Annotated in this window: 15 protein-coding genes and 2 pseudogenes; 11 read left to right on the top strand and 6 right to left on the bottom strand. The window is 68.3% G+C overall.

Annotation, left to right across the window (positions count from 1 at the left end):
• Positions 1-151: 151 nt before the first annotated feature.
• Complete coding sequence (locus ACFY16_RS40330; RefSeq protein WP_390652220.1) at positions 152-514, bottom strand: cupin domain-containing protein; 363 nt, start codon at positions 512-514, stop codon at positions 152-154.
• 676 nt (positions 515-1,190) lie between these two features.
• Here ACFY16_RS40330 and ACFY16_RS40335 point away from each other — a divergent pair.
• Positions 1,191-2,216 carry a carbon-nitrogen hydrolase family protein gene (locus ACFY16_RS40335; RefSeq protein ID WP_390652221.1) on the top strand — a complete coding sequence of 342 codons (1,026 nt, stop codon included), beginning with the start codon at positions 1,191-1,193 and terminating at the stop codon, positions 2,214-2,216.
• A gap of 149 nt (positions 2,217-2,365) precedes the next feature.
• On the opposite strand, the gene ACFY16_RS40340 is transcribed toward ACFY16_RS40335, so the two are convergent.
• Positions 2,366-3,046, bottom strand: a complete 681-nt coding sequence (locus tag ACFY16_RS40340; RefSeq protein WP_390652222.1) for an alpha/beta fold hydrolase — start codon at positions 3,044-3,046, stop codon at positions 2,366-2,368.
• A 368-nt stretch (positions 3,047-3,414) separates the two neighbouring features.
• On the opposite strand from ACFY16_RS40340, the gene ACFY16_RS40345 reads away from it, so the two are divergent.
• A complete protein-coding gene (locus ACFY16_RS40345) occupies positions 3,415-5,205 on the top strand; it encodes a pentapeptide repeat-containing protein (protein ID WP_390652223.1) in 1,791 nt (596 codons plus the stop codon).
• A 140-nt stretch (positions 5,206-5,345) separates the two neighbouring features.
• Positions 5,346-5,624, top strand: a complete 279-nt coding sequence (locus ACFY16_RS40350; RefSeq protein WP_390652224.1) for a hypothetical protein — start codon at positions 5,346-5,348, stop codon at positions 5,622-5,624.
• On the opposite strand, the gene ACFY16_RS40355 is transcribed toward ACFY16_RS40350, so the two are convergent.
• Positions 5,588-6,001: a hypothetical protein gene (locus ACFY16_RS40355; RefSeq protein ID WP_390652225.1), complete on the bottom strand. Its 414-nt coding sequence runs from the start codon at positions 5,999-6,001 to the stop codon at positions 5,588-5,590. The genes ACFY16_RS40350 and ACFY16_RS40355 overlap by 37 nt on opposite strands.
• Positions 6,002-6,039: 38 nt before the next feature.
• Between ACFY16_RS40355 and ACFY16_RS40360 the strand changes: the two are divergent.
• Positions 6,040-6,255 (top strand): annotated as a pseudogene (locus ACFY16_RS40360) (transposase); the annotation flags it as partial.
• Positions 6,256-6,424: 169 nt separating this feature from the next.
• On the opposite strand, the gene ACFY16_RS40365 reads toward ACFY16_RS40360, so the two are convergent.
• The gene (locus ACFY16_RS40365; protein WP_390652226.1) at positions 6,425-6,799 is read right to left on the bottom strand and encodes a hypothetical protein; all 375 of its coding nucleotides are present in this window, start codon (positions 6,797-6,799) and stop codon (positions 6,425-6,427) included.
• A 23-nt stretch (positions 6,800-6,822) separates the two neighbouring features.
• Between ACFY16_RS40365 and ACFY16_RS40370 the strand changes: the two are divergent.
• The 4 genes and pseudogenes from ACFY16_RS40370 (at position 6,823) to ACFY16_RS40385 (ending at position 11,947) form a co-directional block, all read left to right on the top strand.
• Positions 6,823-7,325: pseudogene (locus tag ACFY16_RS40370) on the top strand (lamin tail domain-containing protein).
• Positions 7,326-7,492: 167 nt separating this feature from the next.
• Positions 7,493-8,026 carry an AAA family ATPase gene (locus ACFY16_RS40375; protein ID WP_390652227.1) on the top strand — a complete coding sequence of 178 codons (534 nt, stop codon included), beginning with the start codon at positions 7,493-7,495 and terminating at the stop codon, positions 8,024-8,026.
• 767 nt (positions 8,027-8,793) lie between these two features.
• Positions 8,794-10,272 carry an aldehyde dehydrogenase family protein gene (locus ACFY16_RS40380; RefSeq protein ID WP_390652228.1) on the top strand — a complete coding sequence of 493 codons (1,479 nt, stop codon included), beginning with the start codon at positions 8,794-8,796 and terminating at the stop codon, positions 10,270-10,272.
• A 187-nt stretch (positions 10,273-10,459) separates the two neighbouring features.
• A complete protein-coding gene (locus ACFY16_RS40385) occupies positions 10,460-11,947 on the top strand; it encodes an FUSC family protein (RefSeq protein WP_390652229.1) in 1,488 nt (495 codons plus the stop codon).
• A 192-nt stretch (positions 11,948-12,139) separates the two neighbouring features.
• On the opposite strand, the gene ACFY16_RS40390 is transcribed toward ACFY16_RS40385, so the two are convergent.
• Entirely contained in the window at positions 12,140-12,469 is a 330-nt protein-coding gene (locus ACFY16_RS40390; protein ID WP_390652230.1) for a GNAT family N-acetyltransferase, read from the bottom strand.
• Between the two features lie 315 nt (positions 12,470-12,784).
• Between ACFY16_RS40390 and ACFY16_RS40395 the strand changes: the two genes are divergently transcribed.
• Together ACFY16_RS40395 and ACFY16_RS40400 are read left to right on the top strand one after the other, a co-directional pair.
• The gene (locus tag ACFY16_RS40395; protein ID WP_390652231.1) at positions 12,785-13,834 is read left to right on the top strand and encodes a PAS domain S-box protein; all 1,050 of its coding nucleotides are present in this window, start codon (positions 12,785-12,787) and stop codon (positions 13,832-13,834) included.
• Between the two features lie 61 nt (positions 13,835-13,895).
• Positions 13,896-14,258 carry a response regulator gene (locus ACFY16_RS40400; RefSeq protein WP_390652232.1) on the top strand — a complete coding sequence of 121 codons (363 nt, stop codon included), beginning with the start codon at positions 13,896-13,898 and terminating at the stop codon, positions 14,256-14,258.
• 36 nt (positions 14,259-14,294) lie between these two features.
• On the opposite strand, the gene ACFY16_RS40405 is transcribed toward ACFY16_RS40400, so the two are convergent.
• A complete protein-coding gene (locus ACFY16_RS40405) occupies positions 14,295-14,954 on the bottom strand; it encodes a response regulator (protein ID WP_390652233.1) in 660 nt (219 codons plus the stop codon).
• A 663-nt stretch (positions 14,955-15,617) separates the two neighbouring features.
• On the opposite strand from ACFY16_RS40405, the gene ACFY16_RS40410 reads away from it, so the two are divergent.
• Positions 15,618-16,355 carry an SDR family oxidoreductase gene (locus ACFY16_RS40410; protein WP_390652234.1) on the top strand — a complete coding sequence of 246 codons (738 nt, stop codon included), beginning with the start codon at positions 15,618-15,620 and terminating at the stop codon, positions 16,353-16,355.
• The last annotated feature ends 65 nt before the right edge of the window (positions 16,356-16,420 follow it).

The raw sequence follows: 16,420 nt of genomic DNA on the forward strand, positions 1-16,420 counted from the left end.
CGCCGTGTCCATCGCGCCGCACTGGCGCACCGCCCCTATCAACCCACCGACCAAGATCCCGTGAAGCTGAGACCCTTAAATCACTGGTATTGAGGTTAACCTGGGTCGTGCTATGTGTTACCTTCGCCCGCTGCAGGGAAATCCCCCGGCACTACCGTTTCGCCTGTTCCGTGCATCCGTACCAGTCGATGAAGACGCAGGGGCTTTCGCCCACCACCCACGCATCGTGGCCCGGCGGGACGCTCAGGAGGTCGCCTGGAGTGAAGTCCTGCTCTTCGCCGTCGTCCATGTGGATCCGCAGCGTGCCCGTGATGACGTAGCCGAGGTGGGGGACCTCACAACTGTCAGTGCCCATATGAGGCTTGACGTGTTTCGACCACTGCCAGCCGGGTTCGAGCGCGGCGCGCACCGCCGTCCCGGACTCGCTTTCGACGAAGTCAAGCCGGCCCATGTCCCCCGAAGCGCGGCGGACATCTTCCGGCGCGTCGAAACTCTTGCGGACGAGACCAGCCATGTCATCAACCTCATGGGGAAATGATCGAGTGCCGTTCCGGAACGCCTCAGGGAAATGCGAGAGGCCTCTCCATGTCACCGCAGTTCACGATCGGGCGGTTCTTACAGGAAAGCAGTACCGGTCGCGTGGATCAAGCAGAGACACGCGGGGGGGGGGGGGGGGGGAATTGCCGCCGATGCCTCACCATGGATTCACTGGCTTGAGGCTTGTGGATAGTTTCTCCGGAAACGAAGAAGTGCCTTGTGACCTGCAATGCCGGTGAGTTACCCTCAGTCTTTCTCGACGGTCCGCCGACGGATTCGGTGGACCGTGCGGCACGCTCCCTGTCGGTCAACCCGCCCTCATGCGCGTATCTCACGACACATTCACATAGCGCACCGGCCAGTCGGCCTGCAGCCGAACCGAGACGCATCCGACAAAGCTTTCACCGGACTTGGATCCCTGGTGGTGATCGTGGTGGTAGCGGCCAGCGCGGGCCCCGCGGCGGTGGCCAGGACCGCAGCCGCGACCACCACACCCCGGCGACCCTGGCAGTCCACCTTGCCGCAATACTTCTACGCAGGACCCGACCGAGGCGGCCTTGCCTGCGTCGGATTGCAGGCCCATCTCCGGTACCTTCAACACCGCATCTCGTCGAGCGCGCCCAGGAAATGCCGTGCAGAGCTTAGGGGCTGACATGTCGTTGATTCATCCCGCGTACAAGGTCGCCGCAGTTCAGGCGGCGCCGGAATTCCTCGATCTCGACGCCGGAATCGACAAGTCGATCGCCCTGATCGGTGAAGCGGCCCGTAACGGCGCGTCGCTGATCGGTTTTCCGGAGACCTTTCTCCCCGGGTATCCCTTTCACGTCTGGCTGGGGGCGCCGATCTGGAGTCTCCAGTTCACCCGGCGCTACTTCGACAACTCGCTTCACTACGACACACCCGAGGCGGATCGACTCGCCACTGCCGCGCGGGACAACAACATCGCCGTCGTCATGGGCATGAGTGAACGCGCCGGTGGGAGTCTCTACATGGCGCAGTGGCTCATCGGCCCCGACGGACAAACGATCGCCAAGCGCCGCAAGCTCAAGCCCACTCATGCTGAGCGCACCGTCTTCGGCGAGGGCGATGGATCGGATCTCGCTGTCCACGACACCCCGCTCGGTCGGCTGGGTGCCCTGAGTTGCTGGGAGCATCTGCAGCCGTTGTCGAAGTACGCCATGTACTCCCAGGACGAACAGATCCATGTCGGATCATGGCCGAGTTACTCGCTTTACCCCGGCACGGCTTACGCCCTGGGCGAGGAGGTCAACACCTCGGTCGGCCGGATCTATGCGGTCGAGGGAAGCTGCTTCGTCGTTGTGTCGTGCGCGACCACCTCCCAGGAGATGGTCGACCTGCTCTGCGCCGACGACACGCAGCGGTCGATGATCACGGCCGGTGGCGGCGGCGCCCGCATCTTCGGCCCGGACGGCCAGATGCTGGCCGATCCGCTGCAACCGGACGCTGAAGGCATCCTCTACGCCGACATTGACCTCGGTGCCATCGCGGTCGCCAAGGCCGCTGCCGATCCCGCCGGACACTACTCACGTCCGGATGTCACCCGCCTCTGGTTGGACAAGGCGCCGAAATCTCGCGTGATCACCGCTGGCAGCGCTCTGCCGCGCACCGAGTCGCCCGAGCTGGTCGATGACCCGTCGCTGGAGACCGGCGGTTTGTGACGAATCATCGGAGTCGAGCCGTCCCCGAGCAGCCGGCCTCGATCATTCAGCGGGGTCGCTGACCGTCTGAGGTGGTGGCTTCGCCCTGTTTGTGCCGTTGGTGGGCGAGCGGGGTCAGCTCACGGATCAGCAGCGTCATCACTCAGGCTTTACGCTTCCCGTTCCTGCACCCGCTCAAGAAGCAGTCGGGCCAGCGCCTCCGGATCGGTCAGCATGACGTCGTGCGCACCGTCAAGCGCCTGCGTCCGGTACCCGACGGCCTCGCCGAACCGGTCGAAGGGATAGGTCGTCGGCCTGCAGAAGATGGCCGTTCCGGGGATACGGTCCACGGCACCGCTCAAGCGCGTGGGCTCGGTGAACGTACGCAGTGGTTGGGGAAGCAGGCGCTCGGCCAGCCAGGCCGCGTCGTCGGCGTCGTCGACGCCGAACGAGGCCGGGGGCAGGGCCGGGATGCGCCCGTCACCACGCCTCCGTGCCGCGGCAACCATGGCGACGAATGCCTCGGGGGCCAGGCTGAACATGCTGTCGCCGTCCGATCCCGCCCATCCGTCCACAAGGACGACGTGGCCGACCACGTCGGGCCGTACATCGGCCGCTTCCCGTACCACCAGGGCCGCGTAACTGTGCCCGACGAGCACGAGGTCGTCCTCCTCCGCAACGGTGTCGAGGGCGGCGGCCACCACCTCGGCATGGTCGTGGAGGCCGCAGTCCCCGATGGCAGTGAGGTCGGGCGTGAGTGTGCCTGCCCCGGCCGCGTGCAGCAGCGGGACGACCCGATCCCATGCCCACGGGCCGTGCCAGGCGCCGTGGACGAGTACGAACGTCGTCATCGGTGATCCTCCGCGTGCAGCAACGGCAGAACTGGTCGGCGAACTCCTCAGTGCCGTTCCATAATGAACGCCTCGACGGACGTGACGCTGCTGTCGTTCGTGCTGAACAGGGCCCTCAGATCCCGGCCGCCAGTCACGTCCACCCCCGAAAGATGATCACTTGGGACCCAACCTACGCCCGGCCGGGGGTTGTTGGGGAACAGGCCTCATGCGAGCCGGCGTGCGGCGACGGTTTCCGGCCTTCCGGACTCAGTCCACTGGCCCGGACCTGCTGAAACACGGCCGCATGCCGCGAGGGATCCCGTGAATGAGGAACCAGTCTGCTCACACGGAGCGCTCGCAGAAGCCGTAGCCGCCGCAACTGACGCATGCCGCTGCGCGTCCAAGGGAGCGTGACCGCACCTTCCTGGCCGTACTGCGGGCTCGACGCCGCAGCGGACGGCGTCGGCTGTCAGGGGCGCAGCGTTGAGCCACACACCGCTTGCCTGGCCCATCTCAGCGACGCCGACCGCTCCGCCTACTTTGCAGGGCTTCGGCCCGGTGCTGACCTCGATCACAGCGGCACCCACTTCACCGAGGAACTGCTTGGCGAACTGCTCGCCGCTGTCATAGACCCGGCAACAGACTTGCCCTGGTTGGGCCAGGCCGTGTTCGTTAAGGCGCGATTCAGCGGCGACGCCCGGTTCGGCAGAGCTCAGATCGATGGCGACGCCCGGTTCGACGGAGCGCAGATTAGCGGCAACGCCCAGTTCTCCGGAGCGAAGATCAATGGCGATGCTCTCTTCCCCGAGGCGAAGATCCACGGCGAGTGCGCGTTCAACGACGCGGAGATCGGCTGCTTCACGAAGTTCGACGACGCGGAGATCGGCAGCCACGTCTTCTTCAACAACGCGAAGCTCGGCCACGTCCTCTTCCACAACGTGAAGATCGGCGGCAACGCCTACTTCTTCCGGGCGACGATCAGCGACGACGCCTGGTTTGAAATGATGGAGTTCGGCGGCGACGCCCGGTTCGACTGGGTGAATTTCGGCGGCAACCTCCGGTTCGTGAGAACAGTGTTCGCGCGCACTGCCCATGTGGGTCCGCTGGTGTGCGCGGGGGTGTTGGATGTTTCGGAGGCGGTATTCCAGGGTGCCGCGACGATAGAGGCGGCGGCTGTGGCCGTGGAGTGCTGGAGGACGCGGTGGGCCTCCACTGCCGCGCTGCGGCTACGCCACGCCGTCACGAATCTGAGCGACGCAGTCCTGGAATACCCGGTGAGCCTGGCCGCCCACGCACGGCCCTTCACCTTGCACGGAGTGCAGATGCTCGAGGCTGGTCTGACGGATCCCCGGGTACGAGTTGTATCGCTACGGGGGGTGGATGCGGCGCACCTGGTGCTCACCGATGTCGACCTGACTGCCTGTCTGTTTGCAGGGACCATTCACCTTGACCAGCTGCGCCTGGAGGGCCGATGCCTACTGGCCACCACGCCTTCGGGTCTGCGGCGGCGCGGAGTGTGGCCGGTGCGCTGGACGTCACGTCGGACGCTGGCTGAAGAACAGCACTGGCGGGCTGCGCGGTCCCAAGACACAGACGGGTGGATGCCAGTACCTGAGGGAGAGACGGCGCTGGAGCCAGCCGCACTGGCGCCTGTGTACCGACAGCTCCGCAAGGCCTTCGAGGACGGCAAGGACGAACCGGGAGCAGCCGACTTCTACTACGGCGAGATGGAGATGCGCCGCCACGACCACGGTGCTCCGCGCGCTGAGCGGGCCCTGCTCGCGGTGTACTGGGCCCTGTCCGGGTACGGACTGCGGGCCTCCCGTGCCCTGGGCTGGCTGCTTGCGGCCATGACCGCCACCGTGCTGGCGATGATGCTGTGGGGCCTTCCGCGGGACGCCCCGACCCCGAAGAGCGTCGGTACTCTCACCGGCCGCAGTATCACGATGACCACCGACACTCCCGATCCGGTGAACCCCAACGAGTCGTACGCTGTGCGCCTGTCGAGTGAGCGGTTCGAAGAATCCCTGCGGGTGGTCATCAATTCGGTGATCTTCCGCTCCTCCGGCCAGGAGCTGACCACCGCTGGCACCTATACCGAGATGGTCTCCCGCCTGGCGGAGCCAGTCCTGCTCGGCTTCGCCGTTCTTGCGATCCGCGGCCGGGTGAAACGGTAACTGCCCACACAGGCGCCAGCTGAACGTTGCCGGAGCGACCGCGCTGCCGCTGCTCCGTTGTGTCGCTTGCCCCTTCGTCCCGCAGTGGAAGCGGGGAGAATGGCCACTTCCTTTAAACGATCAAGATTTAGGGGGTTGCCGTGCCAGGTACACCAGATGACCCCGACTTCTCCAGCCTGGACGGGGGCGAGGACCAGCAGGCTGACGACATCGTGCGAGAGGTGGTGGGCTGGTACAACGCTCAGATCGTCGCGGAACGCCGCGCGCCGGTGCCCGACGATGAAGGGATTGAGGCGCTGAAGGCCGGCCGTGAGGCCGCGCTCGCTGACCAGGCGCAGCTGGCCACCGCCGATCCGGAGGAGGCGGCCCGGATCGCCGTCGTCTACGCGGCTCGGCTGAGGGAGCTCAAGGAGTTGTAGCCGGAGGTCTGCTGCCGTACGGGCAGGGGCCAGACGGGCGGGTGCGGCCGATCGATGCGTGCCGGCTGCATGTGGGGCAGCATCAGGGGCCGGGCGAGCGCGGCGATGTCGTCCAGTTCGCCGCGGTGGCGGGGCAGCGCCCGGCGCAGCGCGTGGTGGAGCTGGAGGAATGCCATGGCCTCCTGTTCGGTGTACGGGCGCAGCCGTTCCGCGGCGAGCGCCCACGATGCCCGGCCGGAGCCGTCGGCTTCGTGGCGCAGCAGGGCCTGCCCGTCACGGCGGATCACGGTGATGGCCGCGATCTGCGGGTGCCGCTCGGCGACGGCGAGGATATCGGCGAGCGTCCTAAGAATTCCTAATAGAATGCTGCAATTCACCTTGGAAGGTTGGCACCTGACGGGAGGTTAGCCTTCACATGAGAAGGGGTGAGCAGCTGCCGTGGATCGTGTCCGATGAGTTGTGGGCACGGATCGAGCCGTTGCTTCCGGTCGTACCGCGCCGCACGGATCACCCGGGGCGCAAGCGTCTGGACGACCGTAAGGTCCTGTCCGGCATCCTGTTCGTGCTGTACACGGGCATTCCGTGGGAGTTCCTGCCCCAGGAACTGGGGTTCACCGGATACGGCTCAGGGCTGGGCGTCCACCGATGGGTGGTCGAGCAGAGTTTCGCACTACTGCATTAGTTCCGCCGGTTACGCATCCGATGGGAGATCCGCGATGACATTTACGAAGCTTCCTCATGTCGACGACGGCGCAATTCCCCAGGGCTGAGTTCACGTAATTCCCCAGGGTCTGTCCGCTTCATCTGTCGACCGACCACGCTGTGTCGGCAGGTGGGGTGCCTGTGGTGAGGATGTGGTTGACGATCTGCAGTGCCTCTGCGAGAGGCACTGTGTCCTCGTCGGGATACTCGTCGTGCTGGCCGTTGGCGAGGATGAAGCCCTTGCTCCGGCCATCGGCATCGGGGGTGACGGCGTGCTCGCCGGGATCTTCTTCGTCTTCCAGCAGCATCACCATCGCGCGCTCGGTGTTGGTGATCACTGCGAGTGCGCGGCCTTGGGAGCTGGTCAGCCATGTCTCCAGCTGCCCGGCCGCGATTCGTTCGCGAAGCAGTGCCAGCGCCGCGGTGGGCGACGCCAGCACGGCGCCATCGCTGAAGGTCCAGGAGTCGATCACGCGTGTGACCTTCTCACACGCGCATGCGATCGGACTTGTCCGCTTCCGTTTCTGCCACCGCCCGTCGTCTCGCTGCTGCCGTGCTCGCGGCCGGCGCCCTGGTCTCGGTGGCGGCGCTGCCGGCGTCCGCGGCCGACCACGCCCGTGCGCAGCGCCCGAAGGTGGAGATCCCGGCCGTTCAGTACGACTCCTCGGGACGGGACGACCGCTCCAACGGCTCGCTGAACAGGGAGTGGGTGGAGCTGACCAACATCACGCGTCGGGCGGTCGACCTCGACGGCTGGACCCTCGAGGGCGAGTCCGGCCACACCTACACCTTCGACCACTACCGCCTGGACGGCCGCTCCACGGTGCGCATCCACACCGCTGAGGGCCGTGACACCCGCGCCGACCTCTACCAGGACCGCCGCAACTACGTTCGGAACAACGACCACGACACCGCCCCCTGCGCAACGACCGCGGCCGCCTCGTCGACCAGGAGTCCTGGGGCTACGACCGACACCGCCACGGCGACGCCCGCAGCTGAGGCTGCACGCCGCACGGGTGACTGAGCACGTCGTCCGCACACGCACATGAGACGGCGGCGCGCCCGGCCCCAAACGGCCCGGCGCGCCGCTGGCATGAGGTGTGACGGTCCAGTGTGAACCAAACGCCCAGGCGGTGTCACCGGCCGTCGGTAGCGTGACCGCCGTGATGGTGGGCACCGAAGAAACCCGGCTGGTCGTGCTGCGCGGCAACAGCGCCTCGGGCAAGTCGTCCGTCGCGGCCGGCCTGCGCGAGAAGTTCGGCCGCGGCCTGGCCCTGGTCGGCCAGGACAACCTCCGCCGCATCGTCCTGCGTGAACGCGACCGGCCAGGCGCGGCCAACATCGGTCTGATCGACCTGACCGCCCGCTACGCCCTCAACGCCGGATTTCACGTCGTGGTGGAAGGCATCCTGTACGCCGACCGCTACGGCGACATGCTCGCGCAGCTGCGCGCCGACCACGCCGGCCCGACCCACGGCTACTACCTGGATGTACCGTTCGACGAAACCCTCGCTCGGCACGCCACCAAGCCGATCGCCGACGACGTCAGCGACACGCAACTGCGGGACTGGTACCGGGAACGCGATCTGCTGCCCGGCGGCATCGAGACCGTCATCGGCCCCGACAGCACTCTCGTCGCGACCGTGGAGCGCATCATGCTCGACACCGGCCTGGCCGGCCTTCCGGCCCTGGACTGCTAACGCTCCCGGTCCGCATATCTCCAGGCGAGGTGCGCAGTGCGAGTGGTGCGCACCGCGGTGCGCACGATGTGGCGCAGCGTCCGACCCCAGCGCGCATCCGATGCGCGGCCACAGTGGGCGCGTGGGCGACCCGCACGGGCGCAGGGACCGCTACCCCGAGGCCTCCAGTCGCTAGGGCTGCGGACGGCCATAAGCGCGACACGGCCGTGCGAGTGGTGCCGATAAGGCCCGGCAAGGGGAAGGTCGGCTTCGCTCCCGTGGGGGTCGGGGATTCCCCAACTCGGGTCTCGGCGGGCCAGGATGCGTGGCATGACCAAGTTTGGGCGGCGATCGTTGCCGACGTCACCGTTGGTGTCTTCGGTATCGGTGGCGTCCTCGCTGGCATCGACGTCGGCCGCCGCCAGACCACTGACCAAGCCCACGTCGAACGCGGCCAGTGGCTACGCGAGCAATCGTCAAGAGTTGCGGATCAGTAGCGTCAGGGAGTGCTCCGGCGGTAGGTCCACATCTCGGCCATCTGACCGTCGAGGAGTCGGATCAGCCAGATGAGATGGCTGATGTACGCGCCGGGCCTGAGCAGCGGGTAGTCGGGCTGTCCTCACTCCCGGTGTGGGGGCCGCAATGGGCTGCCCGTACGCCGGCCCCGCCCAGGGACCTGAAGCCGGCCCTACAGCCACGAAGGGTGCGCGGTTGACACAGTCGTCGCATCCTCACGAGGCCGGCTCCGTGCCCGGGAGCGGCCCACGACCGCATGCCAAGGAGTGAACATGACTGACCTCGCCACCGCCACCGCGTCCCGCGGCCTTCTGATTGCGGGCAAGGACGTGCCCGCGCTGTCCGGACGTACCACCAACGACCTCAATCCCGTGACCGGCGAGGTCTACCTGACGGTGCCGGCGGCCGGCCCCGAGGACGTCACCCGGGCAGTCGACGCCGCGCACGCCGCCTTCCCGGGGTGGGCCGCCACCGCACCGTCGGTACGCCGCGGGTTGCTCCAGAAGGCTGCGGACCTGCTGGAGGCGAGGGTCGCCGAATTCACCGACATCATGATCAGTGAGACCGGCGGCACCCGGACCTGGGCCGCGTTCAACATCCGTATGTCCGTCGAGCTCATACGGCAGGCGGCGACCATGGCGACCCGGCCCACCGGTTCCCTGCTGGCCAGCGATGTCGCGGGCGAGTGGTCGGTGGCGATGCGCGAACCCGCGGGTGTCGTCGCCGCGTTCGTGCCGTGGAACGGCCCGCTGATCCTGTGCGCCAGGGCCATCGCGGTCGCCCTGGCCACCGGCAACCCGGTGGTGATCCGCCCCAGTGAGGACGCCCCCGTCACCTCCGGGTACTTCCTCGCCGACATCCTCGCCGAGGCGGGCGTGCCCGACGGCGTGGTCAACGTCGTGACCAATGAACGCGCCGACGCGCCCGCCGTGGTCGAAGCGCTCATCGCGGACAACCGGGTGCGCCGGGTCAATTTCACGGGCTCCACCCCGGTCGGCCGGATCGTCGGCCGGCTCGCCGGAGAGCACCTCAAGCCGGTCATCCTGGAACTCGGTGGCAAGAACCCGATCGTCGTACTGGACGACGCCGACCCCGCCTACGCGGCCTCCGGCGTCACCGTCGCCAAGTTCATGAACGCCGGTCAGATCTGTCTGTCCGTCGACCGGGTCATCCTCCAGCGCGGCATAGCGGACGCGTTCGTGGAGGCCTTCCTGGAGAAGGTCCGCACCCTCGGCCAGGGCGACCCGGAGGGCGAGCACACCCTCGTCGGCCCCATGATCAACACACGCGCCGCCGAACGTGTCGCCGCGCTGGTCGCCGACGCAGTCGAGAAGGGCGCGGCCGTGCTGTACGGCGGTGGGCCCGCCCAGGGCGCGTTCTATCCCGCGACCGTCCTCGACCACGTCACGCCCGACATGCGGATCTACTCCGAGGAGGTATTCGGCCCTGTCGCGACGATCTTCCGCGTCGACACCGTGGACCAGGCCGTGGACCTGGCCAACGACACCGCGTACGGCCTGTCCAGCGCGGTCTACACAGAGAACGCCAGTCTTGGTCTCGCCGTGGCCCGGCGGCTGCGGCACGGGAACGTCCACATCAACGACCACTCGGTCGCGGACGAGCCCCAGGCCCCGGTCGGCGGCGTCAAGGACAGCGGCTTCGGCCACTTCGGCAGCGACTGGGGCGTGGAGTTCTTCACGGAGACCCGCTGGGTCACCCTCGCCGACCGGCACTCCGTCTACCCGCTCTGACCCGGCCGACCGTCCGGCGCCACGAGGGTCCTCCCCGACCGTGTTGTGCCGGGAGGGCCCTCCCCCCGGTCGGCCGTTGCCCGTGTTCTCCGTCGCTCATCCCACGCCTCTGCGAGGAATTGGTCTCATGTCCCGCACGCACCCCTTGGGCACCGGCCCCGGGAGCAGGCCGGCGCTGCCGCCTCCCGTGAGTGAAATTCTCGTCCTGCACCCGATGCCCTCCCGGCACCGTAGCGCCACCATCGCCGCCGTCTGCACGGCCGCTCCCGTCCTCGCTGGGCAGGCACTGGGGCAGCCGGTCCTCGGGCTCGTCGCCAGTACGGGCTCCCTGGCCGCCCTGTACGGCGACCGCGGCACCCCCCGGCAGGAGGTCGACGCGGTGGCAGGCGCCGCCCTCGCGCTCGCCATGGGCATGGCGATCGGCAGCTCGCTCGCCGGGCACACCTGGCTCGCCGTGCTGGGCACCGCCCTGTGGGCCACCGTCGCCGCGCTGCTCTTCGCGCTCATCCAGGCCCGGCCGCCGGGCATCGTGATGCCGGTGCTGGTCTGCTCGGTCGGGACCGGGCTCCCGCCCGGACACACCGGGCTGCGGGTCCTGGCCGTGGCCGCAGTCGGCTGCGCCGCGACGGTGCTGTCCTGGCTCGTCGCCAAGTTCTCCGCTGCCGGCGGTTCCTCTCAACCGCCCTCGGCGGAAGACGAGTCGAGGAGCCGCTTGCTGGTGGCCCCGAAGTCCTTGCCGTTCTCTCCTCTGCCCTGGATGGCAGTCAGAACGGGAGCGGCCGTGGGCCTCGCCGGTGTCGCCTCCCTGCTGTGCCAGGTGGGGCGTCCGTACTGGGCCATGGCCGCCGCCGCAGCGGTCCTCGCGCGCGGCAGCCACGCCGTCAGCGCGAACTCCCGGGCCGTGCTGCGCGGCGTGGGAACCACCGTGGGCTGTCTACTCGCTGGCGCGCTGGCCGCGACCCATCCGAGAGGCCTCGCGATCGCCGTCCTGCTCGCCGCGCTCACGTTCGTCATCGAGCTGGTCGTGGCCCGCAACTACGCCATCGCCATGGTCTTCGTCACCCCTCTCTCGGTGCTCCTCGTGACCTCCGCGACCGGCGCGTCCGCGGTCCTCACCATCACCGCCGACCGTCTCCTGGAGACGGTGCTGGGCTGTGTCGCCGCTGCCGTGGCCGGTCAACTGGTGACCCGGCGCTGGGCCGTCCGGCACCGCCGGGAAGCCGTGACCGATGTGCTCACGGTGGCCGCCGGGCTGATCGAGGCCGGGCCCACGCCACGGCGCAGGACGGAACTGCGCGACGCGGTCGCCCTGCTCCGACTGGTGAGCGAGCGCACCGCGGGCGAGCGCCGTGGCGTGCGCGTCGCCGCGGCCGAGCTGGAGGAGGTGGCGGCGGCCACGCTGTCCCTGGCCGAACAGGTACTGGACCAGCCGGACGCCCTGCGCGCGGACGCCGCCGGCACGGCACATGCGCTACGGCGCCTGGCCGGGCTGGTGGACCGCTGCGAGCCGGCCTCCGCCGAGGGGGCCATCCCCGCCGACCGCTCCGCCCCCGCCGTTCCGCCGCCGCTGACCGAGCTGGCGCGGGCACTGGGCGACTGGCTGGCGGCGGACCGGACACCGGTGCCGCGCACCGAGCCGGGGTCCGGCGCGCTGCCGGGCGGGGCGCCGCGGTGAGCGGGGACGATGAGCGCTGCTGTTCCGTGGCCCGGCGCTAAAGCCCGTGACCGTACTCGCCGTCGTCGAGGACGTGCTGCGCCGCGAGGGGGCCGCGACCTGACCTACGGCATGCAGCCGCCCAGGACGGCCGTGACCACGTGGTCCAGACTGTGATCGGTCCGCTCCGGCGGCAGCAGGCCGTGCGGCTGCTCATGAGTAGCGCGTCCACTCCTCGACCGTGCGGAAGCCCAGGAACTCGTATACGGACAGACCCATGTCGGACGAGTGCAGAAAGGCCAGGCGCGCTCCCCGTTCCCGTTCGACGTCCAGGATCGTCGAGGTGAGGGCGGCGCCATAGCCCTGCCTGCGCCGCTCGCGAGGGACCGAGATGTTGAAGATGCCGACGCAGCCCTCGGCGCGCAGTGCCAGCCCCGTCGCCACCACGGTGCCGTCGCGGGAACTGCCAGCATCGGGTCCTCCAGGGCGCAGCGTTCCTGTGCTTTCCAGCAGCGGTGCGGAAGCGCCAGCGATGGGGCCCATCAAAGCGGTCGCCCATATATATGGGAAACACGTGACATCAATACCAGGGACCCGAGTGTATGTATCACGTACACTCGGCAAGTGATGTCTCAGCCCTATGCTCGACGCTCAGCGCGCCGCCGGTGGTCGCGGACGCCTGTTCGGAACTGAGGTAGACGACGACGGCGGTTACGTCGACGCCATCCTGCCCTGAGCCGAGCCGCCGGTACCAGGAGAAGCAGATGCCGGGCGGCCCAGGACGGTGCGGCCTGGTCTCGAACCGGTCGTCGCTGTGTGTCCTGAAAGTCCGCGGCGGTTGAGTAGAGGAGTTCCAGAGTGCAATCGATCCGCATGGTCCTGCCCGCCATCCTGGACAGCGTCTCGCAGGTCGTCTGGGTCGTCGATCACCGGGGGCGCATCCTCTACACCAATCCGGCGGGGGTGGCGGCGCTCGGCTATGACGACGCCGAGGAACTGGTGGGCCTGTCCAGCCATGAGACCCTGCACCCCTACCGTCCGGACGGCACCCCCTTCCCCGCCTCCGAGTGCCCGATGCTCCAGCCGGCGACCACGGGGGTGCCGGCACATGGCAACGACGAGTGGTTCAAGCGGCGTGACGGCTCCTTCTTCCCCGCCTCCTGGTGGGCCGCCCCCATCGATCTGCCGGAAGGACGGGGGGTCGTCTACTCCTTCTTCGACGCGACTGAGAACCGCGAACTGGAGCGCGCCCGCCGGGAGCGGGACGCGGCACGCATCCGCGCCGACGAGTCACGTGCCGCGCAGCGGCGGATCATGCAGAGCATCGAGTCGGTGCGCCGGCAGACGGCACGCGATCTGCACGACGGCGCACAGCAACGGCTGGTCAGCCTGCTGATCGGACTGCGCCTGACCCGCGACCTGCTGCCGGACTCCGCCGCCGACGCCGGGGCCCTCCTCGACCAGGCCATCACCGACGCCCAGCTCGCGATCGACGAGCTGCGCGAGCTGGCCTACGGCGTCTACCCCTCCGTACTCCAGGCCAAGGGGCTGATGGCGGCGGTGGAGTCGCTGGCCGAGCGCTGCGCGGTGCCGACGACCGTGGCGGGGGAGTACCCACACCGGCTGCCGGCCGAGGTCGAGTCGAACGCGTACTTCGTGATCGCGGAGGCACTGACCAACGCGGTGAAACACGCGAACGGCTCGCACATCCGGATAGCGATCGAGCTGAAGGAGGCCCTGCGCATCGAGGTCACCGACGACGGAATCGGAGGCGTGGCCCAGGACGCCGGCGGCAGTGGCCTCACCGGCCTCGGCGACCGGGTGAGCGCCTTTGACGGTGTTGTCGTCATCGAATCGCCGCCGGGCCGGGGCACGTCGGTGCGCGCGGAGATTCCCGTACTGGAATGAACCGCAAACCGTGGGGCAGCCCCTATGGTCCAGGCCGCGCGAACCGGGCATCCTGAATGGCATGTCCGTCAACATCGTGGTCGTCGACGATGACCCTGGCTTCCGGCGCATGGCGAAGACGCTGCTGACGGCGCGCGGTATGCACGTCGTCGCCGAGTCGGAGGACGGTGTTTCGGCCCTGGCGGCGGTACGCGAACATCGACCGGACGGTCTTCTGCTGGATCTGCATCTGCCCGATCACGACGGGGTGGCCGTCGCCCGCATGCTGCGCGTGGAACAACAGCCGCCGCGGATCGTGCTGACCTCCACCGAGCAGTCGTTCTGGTCCGCGGACGAACTGCGGCAGGCGGGAATCGAGTCCTTCATCGCCAAGGACCGGCTGTTCGACGCCGACCTCAAGGCGATCTTCGGCCCGACCGCCTGAGCCCCGGTTCAGGCGGCCCGAGCAGCTGCCGGGGTCCTACTGCTTGAGGTAGCGCAGCACGGCCAGCACCCGACGATGCTGGTCGGACGTCGCCTGGCTGAGACCGAGTTTCATGAAGATCCCCGTCACATGGCGTTCCACCGCGGGCACGGTCACCACGAGCTTGCGGGCGATGCCGGCGTTGGAGTGCCCCTCGGCCATCAGGGCCAGGACCTCCCGCTCCTTCGGCGTCAGCGCCGCCAGCGGATCCTCCTTGCGCTTGCGCCCGACGAGGGTGGAGATCACATCGGGGTCCAGAGCCGATCCGCCGGCGACCACCCGCTGCACGGCGTCGATCAGGACGTGCGGGCTCGCGACCTTCTCTTTGAGGAGATAGCCCACCCCGCTGGGATCGTCGCCGACCAGGTCCAGGGCGTAGGAGGCGTCGAGGAACTGAGAGAGCACGATGACGGCGGTCTTCGGCTGAGCGCTGCGGATCTCCTGCGCGGCCTGCAGGCCGTCCGCGGCCAGGTTGGGCGGCATCTGGATGTCGGTGATCACGACGTCCGGGCGCTCCTCGTTGGCGATGCGGACCAGGTCCACCGCGTTGTCCACCGCTGCGATCACGGTGATGCCGGCGTTGCGCAGGATGGTCGCGATACCCTCGCGCACAATGGCCTGGTCTTCTCCGAGCACTGCTCGCAGGGCTTCACTCATGACGGCATCCTAGTCCGTGGGTGGTTGAGCTGGTGAGAGTAAATATGGTGCACGAGGCGAAGTCATATGACATCAGCATCAGTCATGTCTACGCTCCGCCTGGATATCTTGCCATCCGTCCTCGACGCCCGTGTGGACACTCGGCGTTCGAGGGATCAAAGGCGGCGGTTCTGAAGGACCGTAAGTAAGTGACGTGAGTCATAGCAGGTGACGTACCTGTACATAAGCATCGACGGTGACGTACTAACGGCCAGCGCCATGTGTGTGTCTGCCCTGCATATTTTCCATCGGGTGACTCTCCGAGCCTGGTCGCATGGACAGCGTCACCCAACTCGGCCGCTTCCTGCGCTCCCGAAGCACTCTGACGCGTGTCCGCTTCCGGCGCCCCACTGTTGGGCCAACCCCACGCCGGCGCGTGGGTGGCCACATTCCTGCTCCCCGGTCTGCCCGATGGTGGGTGGAAAGTGCTCACGGAAGACTTGGCCGGGCACCGAGGGACTGGGCCCCTCCCGATCCCCTTGGTGCTGTTATCGATGCTCACATAATTCCGTTGGCATCGCTCGCACTGCGTGTTATCGTCGATCACGTCAAAGCGTCAATGGCGATGACGAAGCACGGCCCGCGTGCCGAGCAGCTGACACATCACTCGAAGGACTGGTCAACATGACGGACACCAACACCCGCGTCGCATTGGTCACCGGCGGCACCGGCGGCATCGGCCTCGCCGTGATCAACCGCCTCGCGAAGGACGGCTACGCCGTCGCCGTGCACTACGTGGGCAACAAGGCCAAGGCGGACGAAGCGGTGGCGGCCATCAAGGCCCAGGGTGGCAAGGCCATCGCCGTCAGCGGCGACGTGGCCGACGAGGAGGCCATGGCCGCGGCCTTCGACGCCACCGAGGCGGAGTTCGGCGGCATCGACGTCGTGATCAACACGGCGGGCATCATGCTCCTGTCGCCGATCGCCACGCTCAACCTGGACGACCTGGACCGCATGCACCGCACCAACATCCGCGGCACCTTCGTCGTCTCCCAGCAGGCGGCCCGGCGGCTGCGCCGCGGCGGCGCCCTGATCAACGTCTCCTCGTCCCTCACCCGGCTCCAGTTCCCCACCTACGGGGCCTACGCCGCGAGCAAGGGCGCGGTCGAGGCGATGACCCTGGTGCTCGCCCGCGAGATGCGCGGCAAGGACATCACCGTCAACGCGGTCTCGCCCGGCCCCACCGCCACCCCGCTGTTCCTGGAGGGCAAGGACCAGGCTGCGCTCGACAACCTCGCCAAGGCGGCCCCGTTGGAGCGCATCGGCACCCCCGAGGACATTGCCGAGGCCATCGTCTTCCTGGCCGGTCCGGCGCGCTGGATCAACGGCCAGACCATCTACGCCAACGGCGGCATCATCTGATCGCAGGGCCCCCTCGCCTGACGGACGGCACCCGCGGCTGAGTCGCCGGCACCTCGCCCGACGGA

Origin of the sequence: Streptomyces sp. NPDC001315 (genome assembly GCF_042896175.1) — a bacterium.
In the GTDB taxonomy this organism is placed as follows: domain Bacteria; phylum Actinomycetota; class Actinomycetes; order Streptomycetales; family Streptomycetaceae; genus Streptomyces.

Excerpts from the sequence above, each read along its gene's own strand:
- ACFY16_RS40330 (WP_390652220.1), bottom strand. The coding sequence starts at position 514 with ATGGCTGGTCTCGTCCGCAAGAGTTTCGACGCGCCGGAAGATGTCCGC.
- ACFY16_RS40335 (WP_390652221.1), top strand. The coding sequence starts at position 1,191 with ATGTCGTTGATTCATCCCGCGTACAAGGTCGCCGCAGTTCAGGCGGCG.
- ACFY16_RS40340 (WP_390652222.1), bottom strand. The coding sequence starts at position 3,046 with ATGACGACGTTCGTACTCGTCCACGGCGCCTGGCACGGCCCGTGGGCA.
- ACFY16_RS40345 (WP_390652223.1), top strand. The coding sequence starts at position 3,415 with ATGCCGCTGCGCGTCCAAGGGAGCGTGACCGCACCTTCCTGGCCGTAC.
- ACFY16_RS40375 (WP_390652227.1), top strand. The coding sequence starts at position 7,493 with ATGGTGGGCACCGAAGAAACCCGGCTGGTCGTGCTGCGCGGCAACAGC.
- ACFY16_RS40380 (WP_390652228.1), top strand. The coding sequence starts at position 8,794 with ATGACTGACCTCGCCACCGCCACCGCGTCCCGCGGCCTTCTGATTGCG.
- ACFY16_RS40390 (WP_390652230.1), bottom strand. The coding sequence starts at position 12,469 with ATGGGCCCCATCGCTGGCGCTTCCGCACCGCTGCTGGAAAGCACAGGA.
- ACFY16_RS40400 (WP_390652232.1), top strand. The coding sequence starts at position 13,896 with ATGTCCGTCAACATCGTGGTCGTCGACGATGACCCTGGCTTCCGGCGC.
- ACFY16_RS40405 (WP_390652233.1), bottom strand. The coding sequence starts at position 14,954 with ATGAGTGAAGCCCTGCGAGCAGTGCTCGGAGAAGACCAGGCCATTGTG.
- ACFY16_RS40410 (WP_390652234.1), top strand. The coding sequence starts at position 15,618 with ATGACGGACACCAACACCCGCGTCGCATTGGTCACCGGCGGCACCGGC.